Below are 14,911 nucleotides of genomic sequence, written 5' to 3'. Positions count from 1 at the left end.
CATTCTGGCACGATTCGTCGCGTGGACGCTCGCCGTGCCTCCTCAGCGCACGGCCGAGGTGAGTTCGGCACGGGCGCCCACCATCATCGGCCCGTACCAGACCAACCGCTGCCCGTCGACGAGACGGACGTCGTGGCCGGGCAGGTCCGCCGCGTCATCCGGCCCGAAGTGGTACGGCTCGTCGGGCAGGACGATGCGGTCGACGTCGAGGGCCCGGAGCACCTCGAGGGGCACGTGCGGGTACCTCGTGCCGTCATCGGGCAGCGGTGCGAGTCGGACCCCGCAGTGCGCGAGGACGTCGGCCAGGTAGGTGTCCGGGCCGGCGCACATCCACGGGTCGCGCCAGACCGGCACGACCGCCGTGAGTTCGATCCCGTCGAACGGCGCCTGCCACTCCTGGCGGGCCCGGGACAGCCAGGTCGGGGTGCCGCAGTCGAGGGCGTCGAAGAGCCGACCGAGGCTGACGAGGGCCTCGTCCACGGTGTCGATCCGGGTCACCCACACCTGCAACCCGGCGGCACGCAGCTGCTCGACGTCCTTGGCGCGGTTCTCCTCCATGTTGGCGATGACGAGGTCCGGGGCCAGATCGATGATCGCGGCGCGGTCGGGATTCTTCGTCCCCCGCACCCTGCGCACGGGCGCCCCGACGACCTCGTCGAGGCCCTCGGGCCGGATGCAGTAGTCAGTGCACCCGACGAGCCGCTCGGGGCAGGTGAGCGCCACCGCCTCGGTGATGGAGGGCACGAGGCTGACGATGCGCCCCACACTCGCTGTGAGGTCCATCGGGGTTCCCAGATCGTCGAGGTGTGCCATGTCGTCATCCCACCACCGGCAGGGCCAGGGCGAACAGCACCCACATGACGGTCTGGGCGAGCTCGTTGACCGACCCGAAGCAGTCCCCGGTCATGCCGCCCAGTCGCTTGACGAGATGCGTGATCCACCACCGCGCCGCGAGCAGGGTGACGCCGGCGACGGCCAGGGTCACGACTGCCCAGCTCCAACCACCCGCGATCCAGCCGAGGACGACCCACACGACGCCGAGCAGCGCCAGGTCGATCGTCGCGACGCGCGGGCCCGTCACCCCGGCCACGAGGGACCCGAAGCCCCCGGGCCGGGCGCACGGCACCGACGGCGTCGTCGCCAGGAGGATCGCGGCGCGACCCATCGAGGGCCCCAGGGCCACGAGCAGCCCGACCCGCCACCAGTGTCCCGACCCGAGCTCGGCCGCCGTCCCGGTGAGCGAGGTGAGCGCGGCGACGTCGACGACGAGGACGAGCAACAGCGCGATGACGCCCATGGGTCCGATGTCGGACTTCTTCATGATCTCCAGCGCCTGCTCCGGCGGGCGCCTCGACCCCAGTCCGTCAGCCGTGTCCGCGACCCCGTCGAGGTGGAACCCTCCGGTCGCCCCGGCCAGCCACACGAGGGCCAACGCCCCGGCCAGCCATGGACCGGCACCCAGGGCCAGGACACCCGCCGCCACCGCACCCGCGACGATACCCAGGAGCAGACCGAGCCACGGGAAGGCCCGGATCGCCCGGGCGGCCACCTGTCGGTCGACGTCGTCGAGCACCGGGGAGGGGAGGACGGTGAAGAGCGACGTCGCGGCCGCCAACCCTCCGAGGGGACCACGCACCGCCATCAGGCCCACCTCTTGGGGATCCCGGCTACGCACATCCACACCTCGTCGCAGGATGCCGCGACGGCGGCGTTGAGGCGCCCCAGCTCGTCGCGGAAGAGTCGGCCCGACTCGGTCGCCGGGACGATCCCCATGCCGACCTCGTTCGTCACGAGGACGACCTCGCGTCGCGTGCGGCGGACGCCCTCGCACAGCGGCTGCACCCGCCCGGCGAGGCGGTCCCGCCAGCCGTCCTGGCCGGTCCACGCGCCCACCTCGTCGAGCACCCTCGTCATCCACACCCCGAGGCAGTCCACGAGCACCGGCGACGGGTCGTCCTGGGCCAGGACCCCGGCGATGTCGAGGGTCTCGACCGTGCGCCAGCTCTCCGGACGGCGTTCCCGGTGAAGCCGAATGCGTTCGGTCCACTCGGGGTCGTCGGGATTGCGCGCACTCGTGGCGACGTAGGTCACCACCTCGTGACCGGCCATCCGCGACTCGGCGAAGGTCGACTTCCCCGACCTCGCACCGCCGAGGACGAGCAGGTGGCGACCACGGGTGTCGACCGGGGTCGGGATGTGGACTGTCACGGATGTCTCCTGCGAAGGCTGGGGTGTCAGGACTGGGACGGGATGGAGGTCTCGCCGGTGACTTTGATGTCGGTGACCGCCGCGTCCTCGAAGGTCGCCATCTCGTCGAGGATGTGGGCCGCCGCCTGGACGATGGGCAGGGCGAGGATGGCCCCGGACCCCTCCCCCAGACGCATGCCCAGATCGAGTAGGGCGGGCAGGCCCAGCGCCGTCGTCGCCGCCCTGATGCCGGGCTCGGCACCGGCGTGCCCGGCGATGATGTAGTCACGGGCGTCGGGGGCGATGGCGACCGCGGCGAGGGCAGCCGAGCAGGCGATGACGCCGTCGACGATGACCGGGACGTGGCGGGAGGCGGCGCCCAGGACGAGCCCGGCCATGGCGGCGTGCTCCAGCCCACCGACGAGGGCCAGGGTCTGGACCGGGGCGTCAGGGCTGGGATGGTTGACGTCGAGGGCCTTCTCGACGACGGCGATCTTGTGGGCGTGACGTCGTTCGTCCGCCCCGGCACCGCGCCCGGTGACCTCGGCGGCCGGGGTACCGGTGAAGACGCTGATGAGGACGGCGGCAGGAGTCGTGTTGGCGATGCCCATCTCGCCGGTGACGAGGATGTCAGCGCCGGAATCGATGGCCTCCAGCGCGGTGCCGATGCCGACCTCGAGGGCGGCGACGGCGTCCTCGAGAGTCATGGCCGGTCCGAGGGAGATGTCGTCGGTGCCGGGTCGGACCTTCCGATCGACGACTCCGACCCCGGTCGGCACGTCCCCGGCGACGCCGACGTCGGTGACGATGACCCGACCGCCCATCTGGCGCGTGAGGACGCTCACGGCAGCCCCACCCGCGGCGATGTTGACCGTCTGTTGCGCGGTGATCTCCTGGGGATCCGGGGAGACACCCTGGGCCCAGACGCCGTGGTCGCCGGCGAACAGCCCGACGACGGGCCGAGTGGGAACGGGGACGGGGACCCGACCGCACATGCCGGCCAGGCGCACCGACAGGTCCTCGAGCATCCCCAGTGACCCCTCGGGCTTGGTGAGGATCTGCTGGCGCTCACGGGCCGCCTCCATGGCAGCCTCGTCCGCCGGGACGATGCGCCGAGCGGTCGTGGACAACAGGCCGTCGACGGCGACGGCGTCGGGCAGGTTGACGGTCATCGGGGACCTCCATCGTCATGGACGTGCCCCATCGCCGTTCGCTGTGTCCTCGCAGTGAACGGGTCGACCGATGGCAGCCGTCCGGGTGTCCCGTCCCGTGGGGGGACGGCTGTCGGGGTGATGACCTGACTTCGCCTCATGGCGTCACAGTGGCGGGACCGTCCCGGGTTCGCACCGGGTTCCACCTCGAGCAGACCACATCCTTGCACATGGGTAACGACAGTCGTGTGGCGGTACCCGACTGGGGCTGTTCTCTCCATGGCGTCTCCTCTCCGTTCCCATCCGTCCCGCTCACACCCAGGGTCATGACTCGTTCATGACATGTTCACCGGGACGTTCGTTCGATGTGTTGTGTGATGATCGTACATATGTTTGAATAGCGGTGTCAAGAGGGAGGGCACATGTCGAACACCTGCACCACACCGCACCACCAATCGCTGGACATCCGAGTCGAGCCGAGCCAGTCCACATCGGCTCAGCCACCGCCCCCGGGTCCCGGGTCGGACTCGTGCGTCCCGGCGCCCCGACGGGTGGCGGACGCCATCCTCGAGACGGTCGTCGAGGAGCGTCGGGCAGCTGCCCGTCGCCTCATGCTCATCGCGTCGCTGGTCGAGGAGTACCAGGTGCCCCAGGACCCGGGCATCCCCGGTGCCACGCGCGGCACACCGGTGGCCGACGGGGTGCCCGCTGTCGACGAGTTCCTCGTCCCCGAACTCGCAGCCCTCCTGGGCACGGGGATCGCCTCGGCGTGGACCCTGGTCCGGGACGTCGTGTGCCTTGCCCATCGGCATCCCCATGCCTGGGCAGCCCTGGCCGACGATCGCGCCGAGGCCTGGCAGGCCCGTCAGGTGGCGGCCGCATGCCGCGACGCCGGGCTCGACGAGCGTGCCGCACTGTGGGTCGACCACCGGCTCGCCCCATGCTGGGGCGCCATGCCCTGGGCCCGTGTTCGACGTCGTCTCACCGGTCTCATCGCCGCCGTGGACCCACAGCGGGCCGCAGCGCGACGTCATGAGGCGAGACGACGGCGGTTCCTCGTCATGCGACACGACGAGACGGGCATGACGACGCTCCTGGGCCGCCTGCCCACCCCCGATGCCCTCGCGCTGACCCACCGACTCGACCAGATCAGCAGTGCGCTGCTCGACGACGATCCGACTCGCGATGGTGACTCGGCGGCCCTGGCCGCCGATGCCCTGGGCATCCTCGCGCGGTCCGGGGCCGCACCAGCCAAGGCCCCGACCGGCCGGGCCACGATGGTGGTCCACATCAGCCGGACCGAGCTCACGTCGGCGGCCACCGGGGCCATCGGGGTCGCCCAGGTCGAGGGACCCGGCACCGATCTGGGAGCCGTGCTCACCGACGATCTCGCAGCGATCCTGGGCGGAAACACGGTGCGCGTGCTGCCGGTCGTCGACCTGGCGGACGACCCCGTCATCGACGGTTACCTTCCAACACGACCGATCCACCGACACGTCGCCCTGCGCGAACCGGTCTCGGTGTTCCCCTTCTCCGCCCACCGGGCACGCCGCTGCGACCTCGACCACACCGATCCGTGGCGAGCCTCAGGGCGCCCAGGACAGACGAGGCCGTCGAACCTCGGCCCACTGGCTCGCCTGGAACACCGGGTGAAGACCTTCGGTGGGTGGCGACTGACCCAGCCCAGGCCCGGTCGGTACGAGTGGACTTCGCCGCTGGGATTCCGCTACGTCGTCGAAGGTGGAAGGACGACCCGGTGTACCCACCCGGACGGCCGCTCGGTCGACCCGGGGCGGGACTGGTTCGCTCGGGAGGCGGCATGACGTTGAGCACGGACGACCCGCGGAGTTGGATGGGGGCATGGATGTCCTCGTGCTCGCCGGTACGACCCTCGGCCGCCGGCTGGTCGAGCGCCTCGTCGACGACGGCGTCGACGTCCTCACCTCCATCGCGGGCCGTACGCGATCACCGCGTCCCCTGCCCGGGCCCACACGAACCGGTGGGTTCGGCGGCGTCGAAGGTCTCGAGCGCTTCCTCGTCACCGAGCAGGTCCGCCTCCTCGTCGACGCCACCCATGCCTTCGCCTCGACCATGCACGACCACGCTGCGGCGGCGTGTGGCTCGCTCGGCGTCCCCCTGCTGCGGCTGTGCCAGCCGAGCTGGCGTCCGGCCCCCGGGGCCTCGGCCTGGACGTGGGTGGCCGACCATGACGAGGCTGCGCGGGTCGTCGCGTCGACCACGGGTCCGGTCGTCCTCACCGTGGGGCGGCAACCGGCCGCGCACTACCTGCCCATCGGCCCCCGCGAGGTCGTCCTTCGCTGTGTCGATCCGCCTGACGAGGTCCTCCCCGAGGGGTGGACGGTCCGGTGCGAACGGGGGCCCTTCGACCTCGATCACGAACGTCGTGCGCTCGCTGGCGCGAGGGTCCTCGTCTCCAAGGACTCCGGTGGCGCCGACCTCGACCCCAAGCTCGTCGTCGCCCGCGAGCGCGGCATCGACGTCGTCATGGTCTCCCGCGCGCCCACCCCCTCGTGGGGCGACGACGTCGGCACCGTCGAGGACGCGCTCGCCTGGCTGGCAGACCGTCAGTGATCGGAGGGATCGTGGACCGTCGTGTGGTCGAGGTCCAGCCCGGCGACATCGCCGACGACGACGATCGCCGGCGGCTTCACCCCGGCCTCATCCATGGCGTCGGCGACCCCACCGAGGGTCGACGTGAGCACCCGCTGGGTCGGTAGGGAGGCGTCGCAGACGACGGCGACCGGGGTCGACTCGGCCAGGCCGCCGGCGCGCAGCTTGTCGCAGATGCCCCGGATGTGGGCAACCCCCATGAGAATGACGAGGGTCGTACCCGTCCGGGCGATCTGGGTCCAGTCGAGTTCGGAGCGGCTGTCGCCGGGCGCCACGTGCCCGGAGACGACGGTGAATCCCTGGACGAGATGCCGGTGGGTGAGCGGCACCCCGGCGAGCTCCGGCCCGGCGACCGACGACGTCACCCCGGGGATGACCCGCACCGGGACCCCCGCCGCGGCGCAGGCCTGCCACTCCTCCCCACCCCGACCGAACACGAAGGAGTCACCACCCTTGAGACGCACCACCCGCTCACCGGCACGGGCGTGCTCGACGAGCAACTCGTTGATCCGCTCCTGGGGCACGTACTCACCCCGCGGCACCTTGCCGACGGGGACCTTGACGGCGTGCGGGTTCTCGTCGAGGACCGCGACGGGGGCGAGCCGGTCGAAGAGGATGACATCGGCCTGGCGAACCGCCTCCAGCCCGGCGACGGTGAGCAGCCCGGGATCTCCGGGGCCACCCCCGACGAGGGTGACGGTGCCGGGGACGAGGTCGGGGGCGTAGGTCATGGGGTCTCCTGGATCGAATCGGGGTGGGCGATGAGGTCACCGAGGGCCTCGGCGAACAGCGTGTGGGTGCGGGCGTCCCGGACGGCGACGCGGATCCAGGTCGGTCCGAGCCCGGGGAAGGTCTCCCCTCGTCGCACCGCGAACCCGCGTCGTGCCAGGGCCGGGCGTATCGACCGCGGACCGAACGAGGACGTGTCGACGAGGACGAAGGGGGCCCCCGACTCGACGACCCCCAGACCGAGTGCCTCGAGCCGGCTCACCAGGTCGGCCCGCTGGCGCGGGAGCGCCCGAGCCAGATCGAGGCGGTGGGCACGCCCCAGGTCCCCCGTGATCGAGACCATGGCGGTGGCGGCCGGCGTCGACACCGACCACGGTGGCTGCTGGGCCTCCAGGCGCCCGACGAGAGCACGGTCACCGACGACGTAGCCGGCGCGCACCCCGGCCAGGCCGTAGGTCTTCGTCAGCGACCGCAGGACGAGGAGGTCGTCCATGGGACCCCCGACGAGCGACTCGGCCTCGTCCGTGGCGTCCATGAAGGCCTCGTCGACGACGAGGACCCGCCCGGGCCGACGCAGCTGCTCGAGCAGGGCGCGCGGATGGAGCCGCCCGGTCGGGTTCGTCGGGTTGCCGACGACGACGAGGTCGGCATCCGCAGGTATCGTCCGCGGGTCGAGGGAGAACCCGTCATCCGGTCCGAGCACGAGTCGGTCGACGTCGTGCCCGGCGGCTCGCAGCGCCACCTCGGGCTCGGTGAACTGGGGATGGACGATGACCGCGTGATGCGGTCGGAGGGCCCGCGCCACCAGGGTGAACGCCTCCGCTCCGCCAGCGGTCGGCAACACCTGCCTCGCGTCGACACCGTGCATCGCGGCCAAGGCGTGACGGGCCGGTCCGGCATCCGGGTAGGACGCCCAGGACTGTCCCGCGACGATGTCGTTGACGAGCCAGGTCGGCGTCGCCGGCACCCGCACGTTGACGGCGAGGTCGACGAGCCCCGGCTGGACGTCGTGGTCCCCGTGGTGCAGCAGATCGGGCTCGTCGCGACCCTGACGACCCTCCGCGAACCGCTCGACCAGCCGCGCGAACCCTGCGGCCACCGCCGGGGCCCCGGCCCAGTGCAGGTGCAGGTACGAGGCGTGCACGTTCCCGGCGACCGCCCCGTCCTCCCGTGCGGGCTCCCCGTCGAACCGCCAGGCCGCCGACCTCACCGTCAGCGCCGCCGCATCGTCGACCGGGGTCACCGTCGTGCGATGGAACTCGTGCCCGACGACCCGCTCCCCGGACCGTACGACAGGCGTGTCGGCCGGCGCCTGCGCCTGCCGGTACCCCATCGTCAGTCGCGGACCCATCGCCGCGTCGAGCGGGAGGACACCCGTCATCGGCACACCGTCGAGCTCGCGGCACAGGTACAGCAGCCCGGCGCACTCGGCGACGACCGGCAGCCCGGCCGCCACCCGGTCTCGGATGTCCGCGCGCAGCGACTCGTTGTCCGACAACTCCGCCGCGTGCATCTCGGGGAACCCGCCGCCGAGGTACAGCCCGGCCACCCCCTCGGGCAGACGCGCATCGACGAGCGGATCGACGTCGACGACGTCGATCCCGGCTGCCTCGAGCAACTCCGCCGTCTCCGGGTACCGGAAGGTGAACGCGCGCCCACCGGCCATGGCCACCAGCGGCCGCGTGCCGCTCCGCCGAACGAACCCGACCCCGGCCAGCGCCGCCACCGGATCCCACGGGTCGACGTCCAGGTCGGGTGCCGACCGGGCGACGTCGAGCACCGCGGACAGGTCGACGTGCTCGCCCACCAGACCGGCCAACTGCGTCACCTGCCCGGCCGACTGCTCCCTCTCGGCCGCCGGTACCAGCCCGAGGTGACGCGACGGAACCGCGATGGCCGCATCCCGTGGCACCGCCCCGAGCACCGGCAGCCCCACCCGCTCCAACCCGCGCCGGACCTCCGCCTCGTGCCGCGGCGAGGCGACCCGGTTGAGGATGACCCCCGCCACCCGCACCTGCGGGTCGAAGGAGGCCAGGCCGGCCGCCACCGCCGCATGGGTGAGCGACGCGTGGGCCGTGTCGATGACGAGCACGACCGGTGTCCCGGTGAGCGCGGCAATCTGCGCGCTCGACCCCTCCCCGTCGCCCAGACGCCCGTCGAAGAGCCCCATGACCCCCTCGATGACGGCGACGTCCGCCGGCTCGGGCACGAGCGAGCCGTGTGCCAACAGGGGCGCCATGAGATCGGCCCCGCACATGACGGCGTCGAGATTGCGCCCGGGTCGGCCGGCGGCCAGCGTGTGGTACCCGGGGTCGATGTAGTCGGGCCCCACCTTGAACGGGGCCACCCGATGCCCGGCGGCCCGCAGTGCCCCCATGAGTCCGGTCGCCAGCGTCGTCTTGCCGCCCCCGGAGGCCGGTGCGGCCAGGAGGATCCTGGGAAGTCTCATCACCACTCGATTCCCGCCTGCCCTCGCTGGCCCTCGTCGAAGGGATGCTTGACCTTCGTCATGTGGGTGACGAGGTCGGCGGCGTCCACCAGCTCCCGGGGGGCGTTCCGTCCGGTGATGATGACCTGCTGCACCCCGGGCCGCGACCTCAGCACCTCGACCACCTCGGCCACGTCGAGCCATCCCCAGGTGAGCGGGTAGGTGAACTCGTCGAGGACGTAGAGGTCGAGGGCCTGCGACTCGAGCAGCCCGCGGACGTGACGCCACCCTTCCCGGGCGGCCTCCGCCGGGTCGACGCCGGCGTCGAAGGCTCGCGTCCACGACCATCCGGTGCCCATGACCTCCCAGGTCACCGGGCCTCCGATCCCGGACTCGTCGTGCAGTCGTCCGAGGGCCTGCAGGGCGTTCTGCTCCCCGACGTGCCACTTGCCCGACTTGACGAACTGGAAGACGCCGACCCGCCAGCCCTGGTTCCATGCGCGCAGCGCGGTGCCCATGGCCGCTGTCGTCTTGCCCTTGCCCTCACCGGTGTTGACGATGACGACCGGGCGCAGCCTGCGCTCCCGTGTCGTCCCCGATGACTCTGACATGGTGGCCTCCTCGCGGGTCCGCGCCCGCTGTCGATGGGTGACCGACCCGGACGACCTGGCTTGCCCGAGGGCTCACAGTGGCGGGACCGCTCCGGATTCACACCGGAATTCCTCCCGATCGATCAGCGTGATTCTGGCACATCGGCGCCCCCGGGGTGCACCCGGACCCGTCGTAGGCTGGCCGTCGTGACCTTCGATCCTGACGCCACCCTCCTCGGCCGCACCCCAGGCCTGGCCGAGGACCGTTTCGTCCATGACGGACTCATCACCAAGCATCCGGTGCGGGCCATCGCCCTGGCCGCCCTCCGACCGCGAGCCGGAGAGGTCCTCTGGGACCTCGGTGCCGGCGCCGGGTCGATCGCCGTCGAATGGTGCCGGGCCGACCCGAGCTGCCGGGCCTTCGGCGTCGAACGCAACCCTGACCGCGCCGACAATGCGCGTCTCAACGCCGAGTCCCTCACCCTGCCCGGTCAGGTGACCATCATCGACGCCGACCTGGCCGCCGGGCTGCCCGAGGGCCTGCCCGACCCGGACGCGATCTTCATCGGCGGCGGGGCCACGGCCTCCCTCGTGGACGCCTGCACGCCGCGTCTACGGCAGGGCGGGCGTCTGGTCATCCATGGGGTGACGATGGAGGCCGAGGCGCTGCTCATCGAGTTGTCCGGCCGCCTCGGCGGAGACCTCATGAGGGTCGGCGTCGAGACCGCCGATCACATCGGGCGGCTGCGCGGCTGGCAGCCCGCCCGCACCGTCACCGCGTGGACGTGGACTCGCTGACACCCTTCCCGAGGGCCTCGACGACCTCGTCCATCGTCCGCGGCCGGACCGCCAGTCCCAGACGCCGGGCCAGCTCGAGCGGCCAAGGCAGGTGCAGGTGCGCCCGCTCGACGAGGTCGGCGTCCGCCAGGAGCGTGTCGATCGGCCCCTGCACGACGGTGTGGTCGACGACGATGAGCGCCTCCTGGGCCCAGGCCAGGGCCAGATCGACGTCATGGGTCGCCATGGCCACCGTCGTCCCGGCCTCCCGCAGCCGATCGAGGGCGGCCAGCATCTGGCTCACCCCGACCGGGTCGAGGCCGGCGGTCGGCTCGTCGAGGAGCAGGAGTCTGGGCCGCATGGCGACGGCGCCGGCGACGGCCACCCGCTTGCGTTCGCCGTAGGACAGCTGATGGGTGGGCCGCTCGGCCAGATGTCCGGCCCCCAGCAGGGCCAGCGCCTCGCCCACCCGGTCACGCACCTCGTCGACCGGCAGCCCCATGTTCATCGGCCCGAAGGAGACGTCCTGGAAGACGTCGGCGCTGAAGAGCTGGTCATCGGGATCCTGGAGGACGAGCTGCACGTCGCGGCGGTGCTCCCGAAGGTCGGCACGCCCGTACCGCAGCACCGTCTCCTCGCGCATGACCTGCCCGGAGACCGGCTCGAGTGACCCCGACAGGCATCGCAGCAGGGTCGTCTTGCCCGACCCGTTGGCCCCCAGGATGGCGACGCGCACTCCCTGACGCAGGTCGACGTCGACCTCGGACAACACCAGGGGACGACCCGGATGGGTCGCGCACAGTGATCTCGTGGCGAGCAGTGTCGTCATCGCCACACCCTTCCCGTGAGCGCCCAGCAGGCCACCCACACCATGAGGACCGCCGCGGCGGCGACGATCTGGAACTGACGTGAGCCGCGCCGGGTCAACGGCACGGTGAGGAGGGCCGACTCGAATCCCCGATTGACCAGGCCGGCGTTGAGTCGTTCGGCCCGGTTCCACGCCCGGACTCCCACCGATCCCATGAGGGCGGCGGTGTTCTCGATCCGACGGCGCATCCCGCCGGCCGGGGCATCGCCGAGCCGGCACCGTTGGGCCTCGGTGGCGCTGACGACCGTGTCGAGGAGCACGAAGATGAGCCGGTAGGTGAGCGAGGCGATCTCGAGCAGCGGGTCGGGAATGCGCAGTTTTCTCAGCCAGGTGAGGATGTCGACCATCGGCGTCGTCAGGGCCAGCACCATGAGCGCCAGCGTGCCGCCGAGGCCGTGCTCGACGAGGGATCCCGCCTGGGCGGCCGAGCGCGGCCCGACGCTGAGGAACCCCCAGCTCCACCACGTCGTGCCGGCCGGGGTGGTCCCGATGCTCACGAGCACGGACAGCCCTCCGATGAGGAGGAAGACGAGCGGGCCCACCATGGCCTCCCACACCACACGTGGCCGGATCCGCGCCGGCTCCACCAGGGCGATGAGGGCGATGAGGGCCACCAGCAGGGCCCCCGGCCACAACCCGACAGGTTGCGACCCGATGCGCACCTCGGGGGTGCACAGGGCGGTGAGCAGGAGGCCGAGACTCAGCGCGACCTTCTCCCCCACGGGACGACGCCGCCAGGGACTGTCCCAGGCGGCGTCGTCAAGGGACGTGATCGTCATGAGTGGTCGACGAGCGGCATCGTCGAGGGGAGGTCGGACGCCTTCATGGCCTCCTCCCGAGCCTTGTGCCTGCCCGACATGCGGCCCAGGGCGAAGCCGGCGATGCCGGCCCCCAGTGCAGCCTGGAGGGCGAAGAGGCCCGACTCGACCTCACCGGAGTTCGGCTCGAAGATCGGCTGGATCCACGGCTTGGCGCCGGCCTTCTCGGCGGCCTCGGCGGCGGCGTCGTCCGTCCCGCCGAAGCCTTCCTCGCCGCTGGCGGTGTGCCGCGACCCGAAGACCATCGAGATGACGAAGATGACGACGACGAGGACCAGGAGGAGCGGCGTCACCCACTTCTTGGAGTTCGTCAGTGAGGTGTCATGGTGCACGGCCTCAGACATGAGCGGCCTCCTTCACGGGCTCGGTGACCGGGGCGTCACGCAGCACGCCGAGCTGGTGCAGCTGCGGGCCGGCGACCTTGGCGAGGAAACGGAACAGGACGATGCCGACGAGGCCCTCCATGATGGCCAGCGGGATCTGCGTGATGGCGAAGATGCCGAGGAACTTCACGGCAGCCCCCCACACGCCCGAGGTGGCGTCCGGGAAGGCGATGCCGAGCTGGACGCTGGTGACGCAGTAGGTGACGAAGTCCGAGAACACCATGCAGAGGAACACCGCCAGGGCGTCCGGACCACCGAGTTTCTTCGTGAGCTTGTAGAAGGCGTAGCCGGCCCACGGCCCGGCGATGGCCATCGAGAAGGTGTTCGCTCCCAGGGTCGAGATGCCGCCGTGGGCCAGCGGCAGGGCCTGGAAGATGAGGACGATCATGCCGAGGAAGGCCATGACCGGCGGCTTGAAGAGGATGGCGCCGACGCCGGTGCCGGTCGGGTGCGAGGAGGAACCCGAGACGCTGGGCAGCTTGATGGCCGACAGGACGAAGGTGAAGGCCCCCGCGGTGGCGAGCAGCAGCTTGTTCTCCGGATGATGGCGGACCTGACGGACGACCTCACGGGCGCCGTGGATGACGAAGGGCGCGCTGGCGGCATACCAGATGGCGCACTGTGTGGGTGAGAGAATTCCCTCCGCGATGTGCACGGGGATCCTTCTCCTTTCTCGGGATCTCGCGTCCCGTCCTGGAAAGGCTCGTCCCCGACGGCCATTCTGACTTCCGTCCGCGCATGGCGGGACGTTCACAGTGGCGCGACCGTGCCGGCGTCTCCCGGCTTCCGACCGTCGGATCGAGATGTGTTGAGTTGTCAGGCGACAGTCTGTCACACCCGGTGCGGTCGGTGGCACCGGGGTGGGGGTCGGTAGGCTCGAACCGTCCCAGGCGAACAGGAGGTCGACGGATGGTCAACGACTACGTCAACAACGGGTCCGACATCTACCGCGAGTCGTTCCGGATCATCCGGGCCGAGTCGAACCTCGAGCGCTTCCCGGCCGACGTCGAGCGGGTCGTCGTCCGCATGGTGCACGCGGCGGCCGATCCGGCCATCGCCGACTCCATCGCCTTCACCCCGGGGGTCGTCGCCTCGGCCAGGGCTGCTCTCGCCGGAGGGGCGCAGATCCTCTGCGACTCGTCGATGACGGCCACCGGCATCATCCGGTCGCGTCTGCCGAAGGGCGTCGACGTCGTCTGCCACATCAAGGAGCCGCGGTTGGCCGCCCTGGCCGCCGAACACGGGACGACGAAGACCTGCGCGGCCGTCGACCTGTGGGCCTCCGAGGACCGTCTCGACGGGGCCGTCGTCGCCATCGGCAACGCCCCGACCGCCCTGTTCCGGATGCTCGAGGTGTGTGAGCGCACCGGGGCCCGTCCGGCGGCCGTCGTCGGCATCCCGGTCGGCTTCGTCGGGGCGGCCGAGTCCAAGCAGGCCCTCGTCGACTCCCCCTTGGGCCTGGAGTACATCACCCTGCTGGGACGCCGGGGTGGCTCGGCGGTGACGGTGGCCGCCGTCAACGCCATCGCCTCGACCGACGAACTCACCAACGAGCACCGCTGAGGATCAACCCCAGAACCGTCCCTGTTCCCACACCCCCGACGACACGACCGGCACCACCCGGCCCGACAGGACCGACCCCGGACGGGGTTCGTGGGGCAGATCACAGGGCAGGGACAGGGTGAGGTCGACCCCGACCGAGCCCATGACCCGCCACCAGTCCACCCCGGTGAGCTCATTGGTGCGCCGGTCGACCCGCTGGACGACCATCGTCATCTCGGCGGCCGGGCTCACCTCCTCGGGTCGGGCCCGACCGGCGTTGAGTTCCATGAGCCAGGGGCTGATGAGGTGTCCGGCGGCGAACTGCACCTGGCCCGAGGTGCCGATCGCCCCCTCCTCCGAGGCCCCGTAGGCCTCCTCGGAGTCGTACACGCGGATGTACCCATTGGCCACCGCCCCGACACGCAGGTGCTCGACGGTCGCCGGCGGCTCGGTGAGCGGGTACTCCACGGGGTCGTCGACGTCGGCCAGGAACCGCGCCAGGGCCTGCCCGTCGGCGTCGACGAGATCGACCCGCGCCACCGTCGGGGTGAGCCGGAGCACGTGGGCACGGTGGGTCGTCGGGGCGACGAGCGAGGCCATCGTCTCGATCCGGCCCTCGCGCCCGAGCAGTGCCAGCCGCGCGCCGGAGGGGTCGGTGTAGGCGGCCAGGAGGTCGAACCCACCGACCTCCTCGACCCCCGTCACCCCGGCGCGCACGGCGGAGTCGACGAGGGTGTCGAGGGTGTCGGCGTCGAAACCGAGGGAGTGCAGGTCGTGGGCGATCACCCGTCGATCCTAGAGGCCCCG

General features: G+C 71.6%; 14 protein-coding genes, 1 pseudogene and 2 riboswitches. Of the genes and pseudogenes, 4 read left to right on the top strand and 11 right to left on the bottom strand.

The window, feature by feature from the left end; all coding sequences use genetic code 11:
- Positions 1–42: 42 nt before the first annotated feature.
- From E0E30_RS01605 to cobT, 3 genes and pseudogenes are all read right to left on the bottom strand, one after another.
- On the bottom strand, positions 43–813 hold the full coding sequence (locus E0E30_RS01605; RefSeq protein ID WP_130864810.1) for a helical backbone metal receptor: 771 nt from the start codon (positions 811–813) through the stop codon (positions 43–45).
- Between the two features lie 4 nt (positions 814–817).
- The gene (locus E0E30_RS01600; RefSeq protein WP_130864809.1) at positions 818–1,642 is read right to left on the bottom strand and encodes an adenosylcobinamide-GDP ribazoletransferase; all 825 of its coding nucleotides are present in this window, start codon (positions 1,640–1,642) and stop codon (positions 818–820) included.
- Positions 1,642–3,359: pseudogene (gene cobT / locus E0E30_RS01590) on the bottom strand (nicotinate-nucleotide--dimethylbenzimidazole phosphoribosyltransferase). Before cobT ends, E0E30_RS01600 begins: the two are co-directional and overlap by 1 nt.
- Before the next feature lie 62 nt (positions 3,360–3,421).
- A riboswitch (cobalamin riboswitch) is annotated at positions 3,422–3,595 on the bottom strand.
- Between the two features lie 294 nt (positions 3,596–3,889).
- Between cobT and E0E30_RS01585 the strand changes: the two are divergent.
- Together E0E30_RS01585 and E0E30_RS01580 are read left to right on the top strand one after the other, a co-directional pair.
- Positions 3,890–5,161: a DUF222 domain-containing protein gene (locus E0E30_RS01585; RefSeq protein ID WP_167853850.1), complete on the top strand. Its 1,272-nt coding sequence runs from the start codon at positions 3,890–3,892 to the stop codon at positions 5,159–5,161.
- Positions 5,162–5,198: 37 nt separating this feature from the next.
- Positions 5,199–5,930 carry a cobalt-precorrin-6A reductase gene (locus tag E0E30_RS01580; RefSeq protein ID WP_130864805.1) on the top strand — a complete coding sequence of 244 codons (732 nt, stop codon included), beginning with the start codon at positions 5,199–5,201 and terminating at the stop codon, positions 5,928–5,930.
- Here the strand turns inward: E0E30_RS01580 and cobA are convergent.
- From cobA to cobO, 3 genes are read right to left on the bottom strand one after another with little or no spacing between them, the layout of a single operon-like run.
- A complete protein-coding gene (gene cobA, locus E0E30_RS01575; protein WP_130864804.1) occupies positions 5,924–6,700 on the bottom strand; it encodes a uroporphyrinogen-III C-methyltransferase in 777 nt (258 codons plus the stop codon). The genes E0E30_RS01580 and cobA overlap by 7 nt on opposite strands.
- The gene (locus tag E0E30_RS01570) at positions 6,697–9,147 is read right to left on the bottom strand and encodes a cobyrinate a,c-diamide synthase (protein WP_130864803.1); all 2,451 of its coding nucleotides are present in this window, start codon (positions 9,145–9,147) and stop codon (positions 6,697–6,699) included. The genes cobA and E0E30_RS01570 overlap by 4 nt, the downstream gene beginning before the upstream one ends.
- Positions 9,147–9,737 carry a cob(I)yrinic acid a,c-diamide adenosyltransferase gene (gene cobO, locus E0E30_RS01565; protein WP_130864802.1) on the bottom strand — a complete coding sequence of 197 codons (591 nt, stop codon included), beginning with the start codon at positions 9,735–9,737 and terminating at the stop codon, positions 9,147–9,149. Before cobO ends, E0E30_RS01570 begins: the two co-directional genes overlap by 1 nt.
- Before the next feature lie 38 nt (positions 9,738–9,775).
- Positions 9,776–9,862: riboswitch (adenosylcobalamin (AdoCbl) riboswitch) on the bottom strand.
- A 61-nt stretch (positions 9,863–9,923) separates the two neighbouring features.
- Between cobO and cbiT the strand changes: the two genes are divergently transcribed.
- Positions 9,924–10,514, top strand: a complete 591-nt coding sequence (gene cbiT / locus E0E30_RS01560; RefSeq protein ID WP_130864801.1) for a precorrin-6Y C5,15-methyltransferase (decarboxylating) subunit CbiT — start codon at positions 9,924–9,926, stop codon at positions 10,512–10,514.
- On the opposite strand, the gene E0E30_RS01555 is transcribed toward cbiT, so the two are convergent.
- The 4 genes from E0E30_RS01555 to E0E30_RS01540 are packed head-to-tail and all read right to left on the bottom strand — an operon-like array spanning position 10,489 to position 13,217.
- The gene (locus E0E30_RS01555; RefSeq protein ID WP_411913979.1) at positions 10,489–11,322 is read right to left on the bottom strand and encodes an energy-coupling factor ABC transporter ATP-binding protein; all 834 of its coding nucleotides are present in this window, start codon (positions 11,320–11,322) and stop codon (positions 10,489–10,491) included. The genes cbiT and E0E30_RS01555 overlap by 26 nt on opposite strands.
- Entirely contained in the window at positions 11,319–12,140 is an 822-nt protein-coding gene (gene cbiQ, locus E0E30_RS01550; RefSeq protein ID WP_130864799.1) for a cobalt ECF transporter T component CbiQ, read from the bottom strand. The genes E0E30_RS01555 and cbiQ overlap by 4 nt, the downstream gene beginning before the upstream one ends.
- The gene (locus E0E30_RS01545; RefSeq protein WP_130864798.1) at positions 12,137–12,523 is read right to left on the bottom strand and encodes an energy-coupling factor ABC transporter substrate-binding protein; all 387 of its coding nucleotides are present in this window, start codon (positions 12,521–12,523) and stop codon (positions 12,137–12,139) included. The genes cbiQ and E0E30_RS01545 overlap by 4 nt, the downstream gene beginning before the upstream one ends.
- Positions 12,516–13,217 carry an energy-coupling factor ABC transporter permease gene (locus E0E30_RS01540; RefSeq protein WP_130864797.1) on the bottom strand — a complete coding sequence of 234 codons (702 nt, stop codon included), beginning with the start codon at positions 13,215–13,217 and terminating at the stop codon, positions 12,516–12,518. The genes E0E30_RS01545 and E0E30_RS01540 overlap by 8 nt, the downstream gene beginning before the upstream one ends.
- A 254-nt stretch (positions 13,218–13,471) precedes the next feature.
- Here E0E30_RS01540 and E0E30_RS01535 point away from each other — a divergent pair, with 254 nt between their 5' ends.
- On the top strand, positions 13,472–14,125 hold the full coding sequence (locus E0E30_RS01535) for a precorrin-8X methylmutase (RefSeq protein ID WP_130864796.1): 654 nt from the start codon (positions 13,472–13,474) through the stop codon (positions 14,123–14,125).
- A 3-nt stretch (positions 14,126–14,128) separates the two neighbouring features.
- On the opposite strand, the gene E0E30_RS01530 is transcribed toward E0E30_RS01535, so the two are convergent.
- Positions 14,129–14,890, bottom strand: a complete 762-nt coding sequence (locus tag E0E30_RS01530) for a hypothetical protein (protein ID WP_130864795.1) — start codon at positions 14,888–14,890, stop codon at positions 14,129–14,131.
- Between the last annotated feature and the right edge of the window lie 21 nt (positions 14,891–14,911).

Source organism: Acidipropionibacterium timonense (assembly GCF_900605005.1).
Lineage (GTDB): Bacteria > Actinomycetota > Actinomycetes > Propionibacteriales > Propionibacteriaceae > Cutibacterium > Cutibacterium timonense.
The sequence above is the reverse complement of the archived record's forward strand: the minus strand, read 5'-3'. Positions and strand labels throughout refer to the sequence as shown.

Coding starts and splice junctions, on each gene's coding strand:
- cbiQ (WP_130864799.1), bottom strand. CDS start 12,140: ATGACGATCACGTCCCTTGACGACGCCGCCTGGGACAGTCCCTGGCGG.
- E0E30_RS01545 (WP_130864798.1), bottom strand. CDS start 12,523: ATGTCTGAGGCCGTGCACCATGACACCTCACTGACGAACTCCAAGAAG.
- E0E30_RS01555 (WP_411913979.1), bottom strand. CDS start 11,322: ATGACGACACTGCTCGCCACGAGATCACTGTGCGCGACCCATCCGGGT.
- E0E30_RS01605 (WP_130864810.1), bottom strand. CDS start 813: ATGGCACACCTCGACGATCTGGGAACCCCGATGGACCTCACAGCGAGT.
- cobO (WP_130864802.1), bottom strand. CDS start 9,737: ATGTCAGAGTCATCGGGGACGACACGGGAGCGCAGGCTGCGCCCGGTC.
- E0E30_RS01580 (WP_130864805.1), top strand. CDS start 5,199: ATGGATGTCCTCGTGCTCGCCGGTACGACCCTCGGCCGCCGGCTGGTC.
- cobA (WP_130864804.1), bottom strand. CDS start 6,700: ATGACCTACGCCCCCGACCTCGTCCCCGGCACCGTCACCCTCGTCGGG.
- E0E30_RS01600 (WP_130864809.1), bottom strand. CDS start 1,642: ATGGCGGTGCGTGGTCCCCTCGGAGGGTTGGCGGCCGCGACGTCGCTC.
- E0E30_RS01570 (WP_130864803.1), bottom strand. CDS start 9,147: ATGAGACTTCCCAGGATCCTCCTGGCCGCACCGGCCTCCGGGGGCGGC.
- E0E30_RS01535 (WP_130864796.1), top strand. CDS start 13,472: ATGGTCAACGACTACGTCAACAACGGGTCCGACATCTACCGCGAGTCG.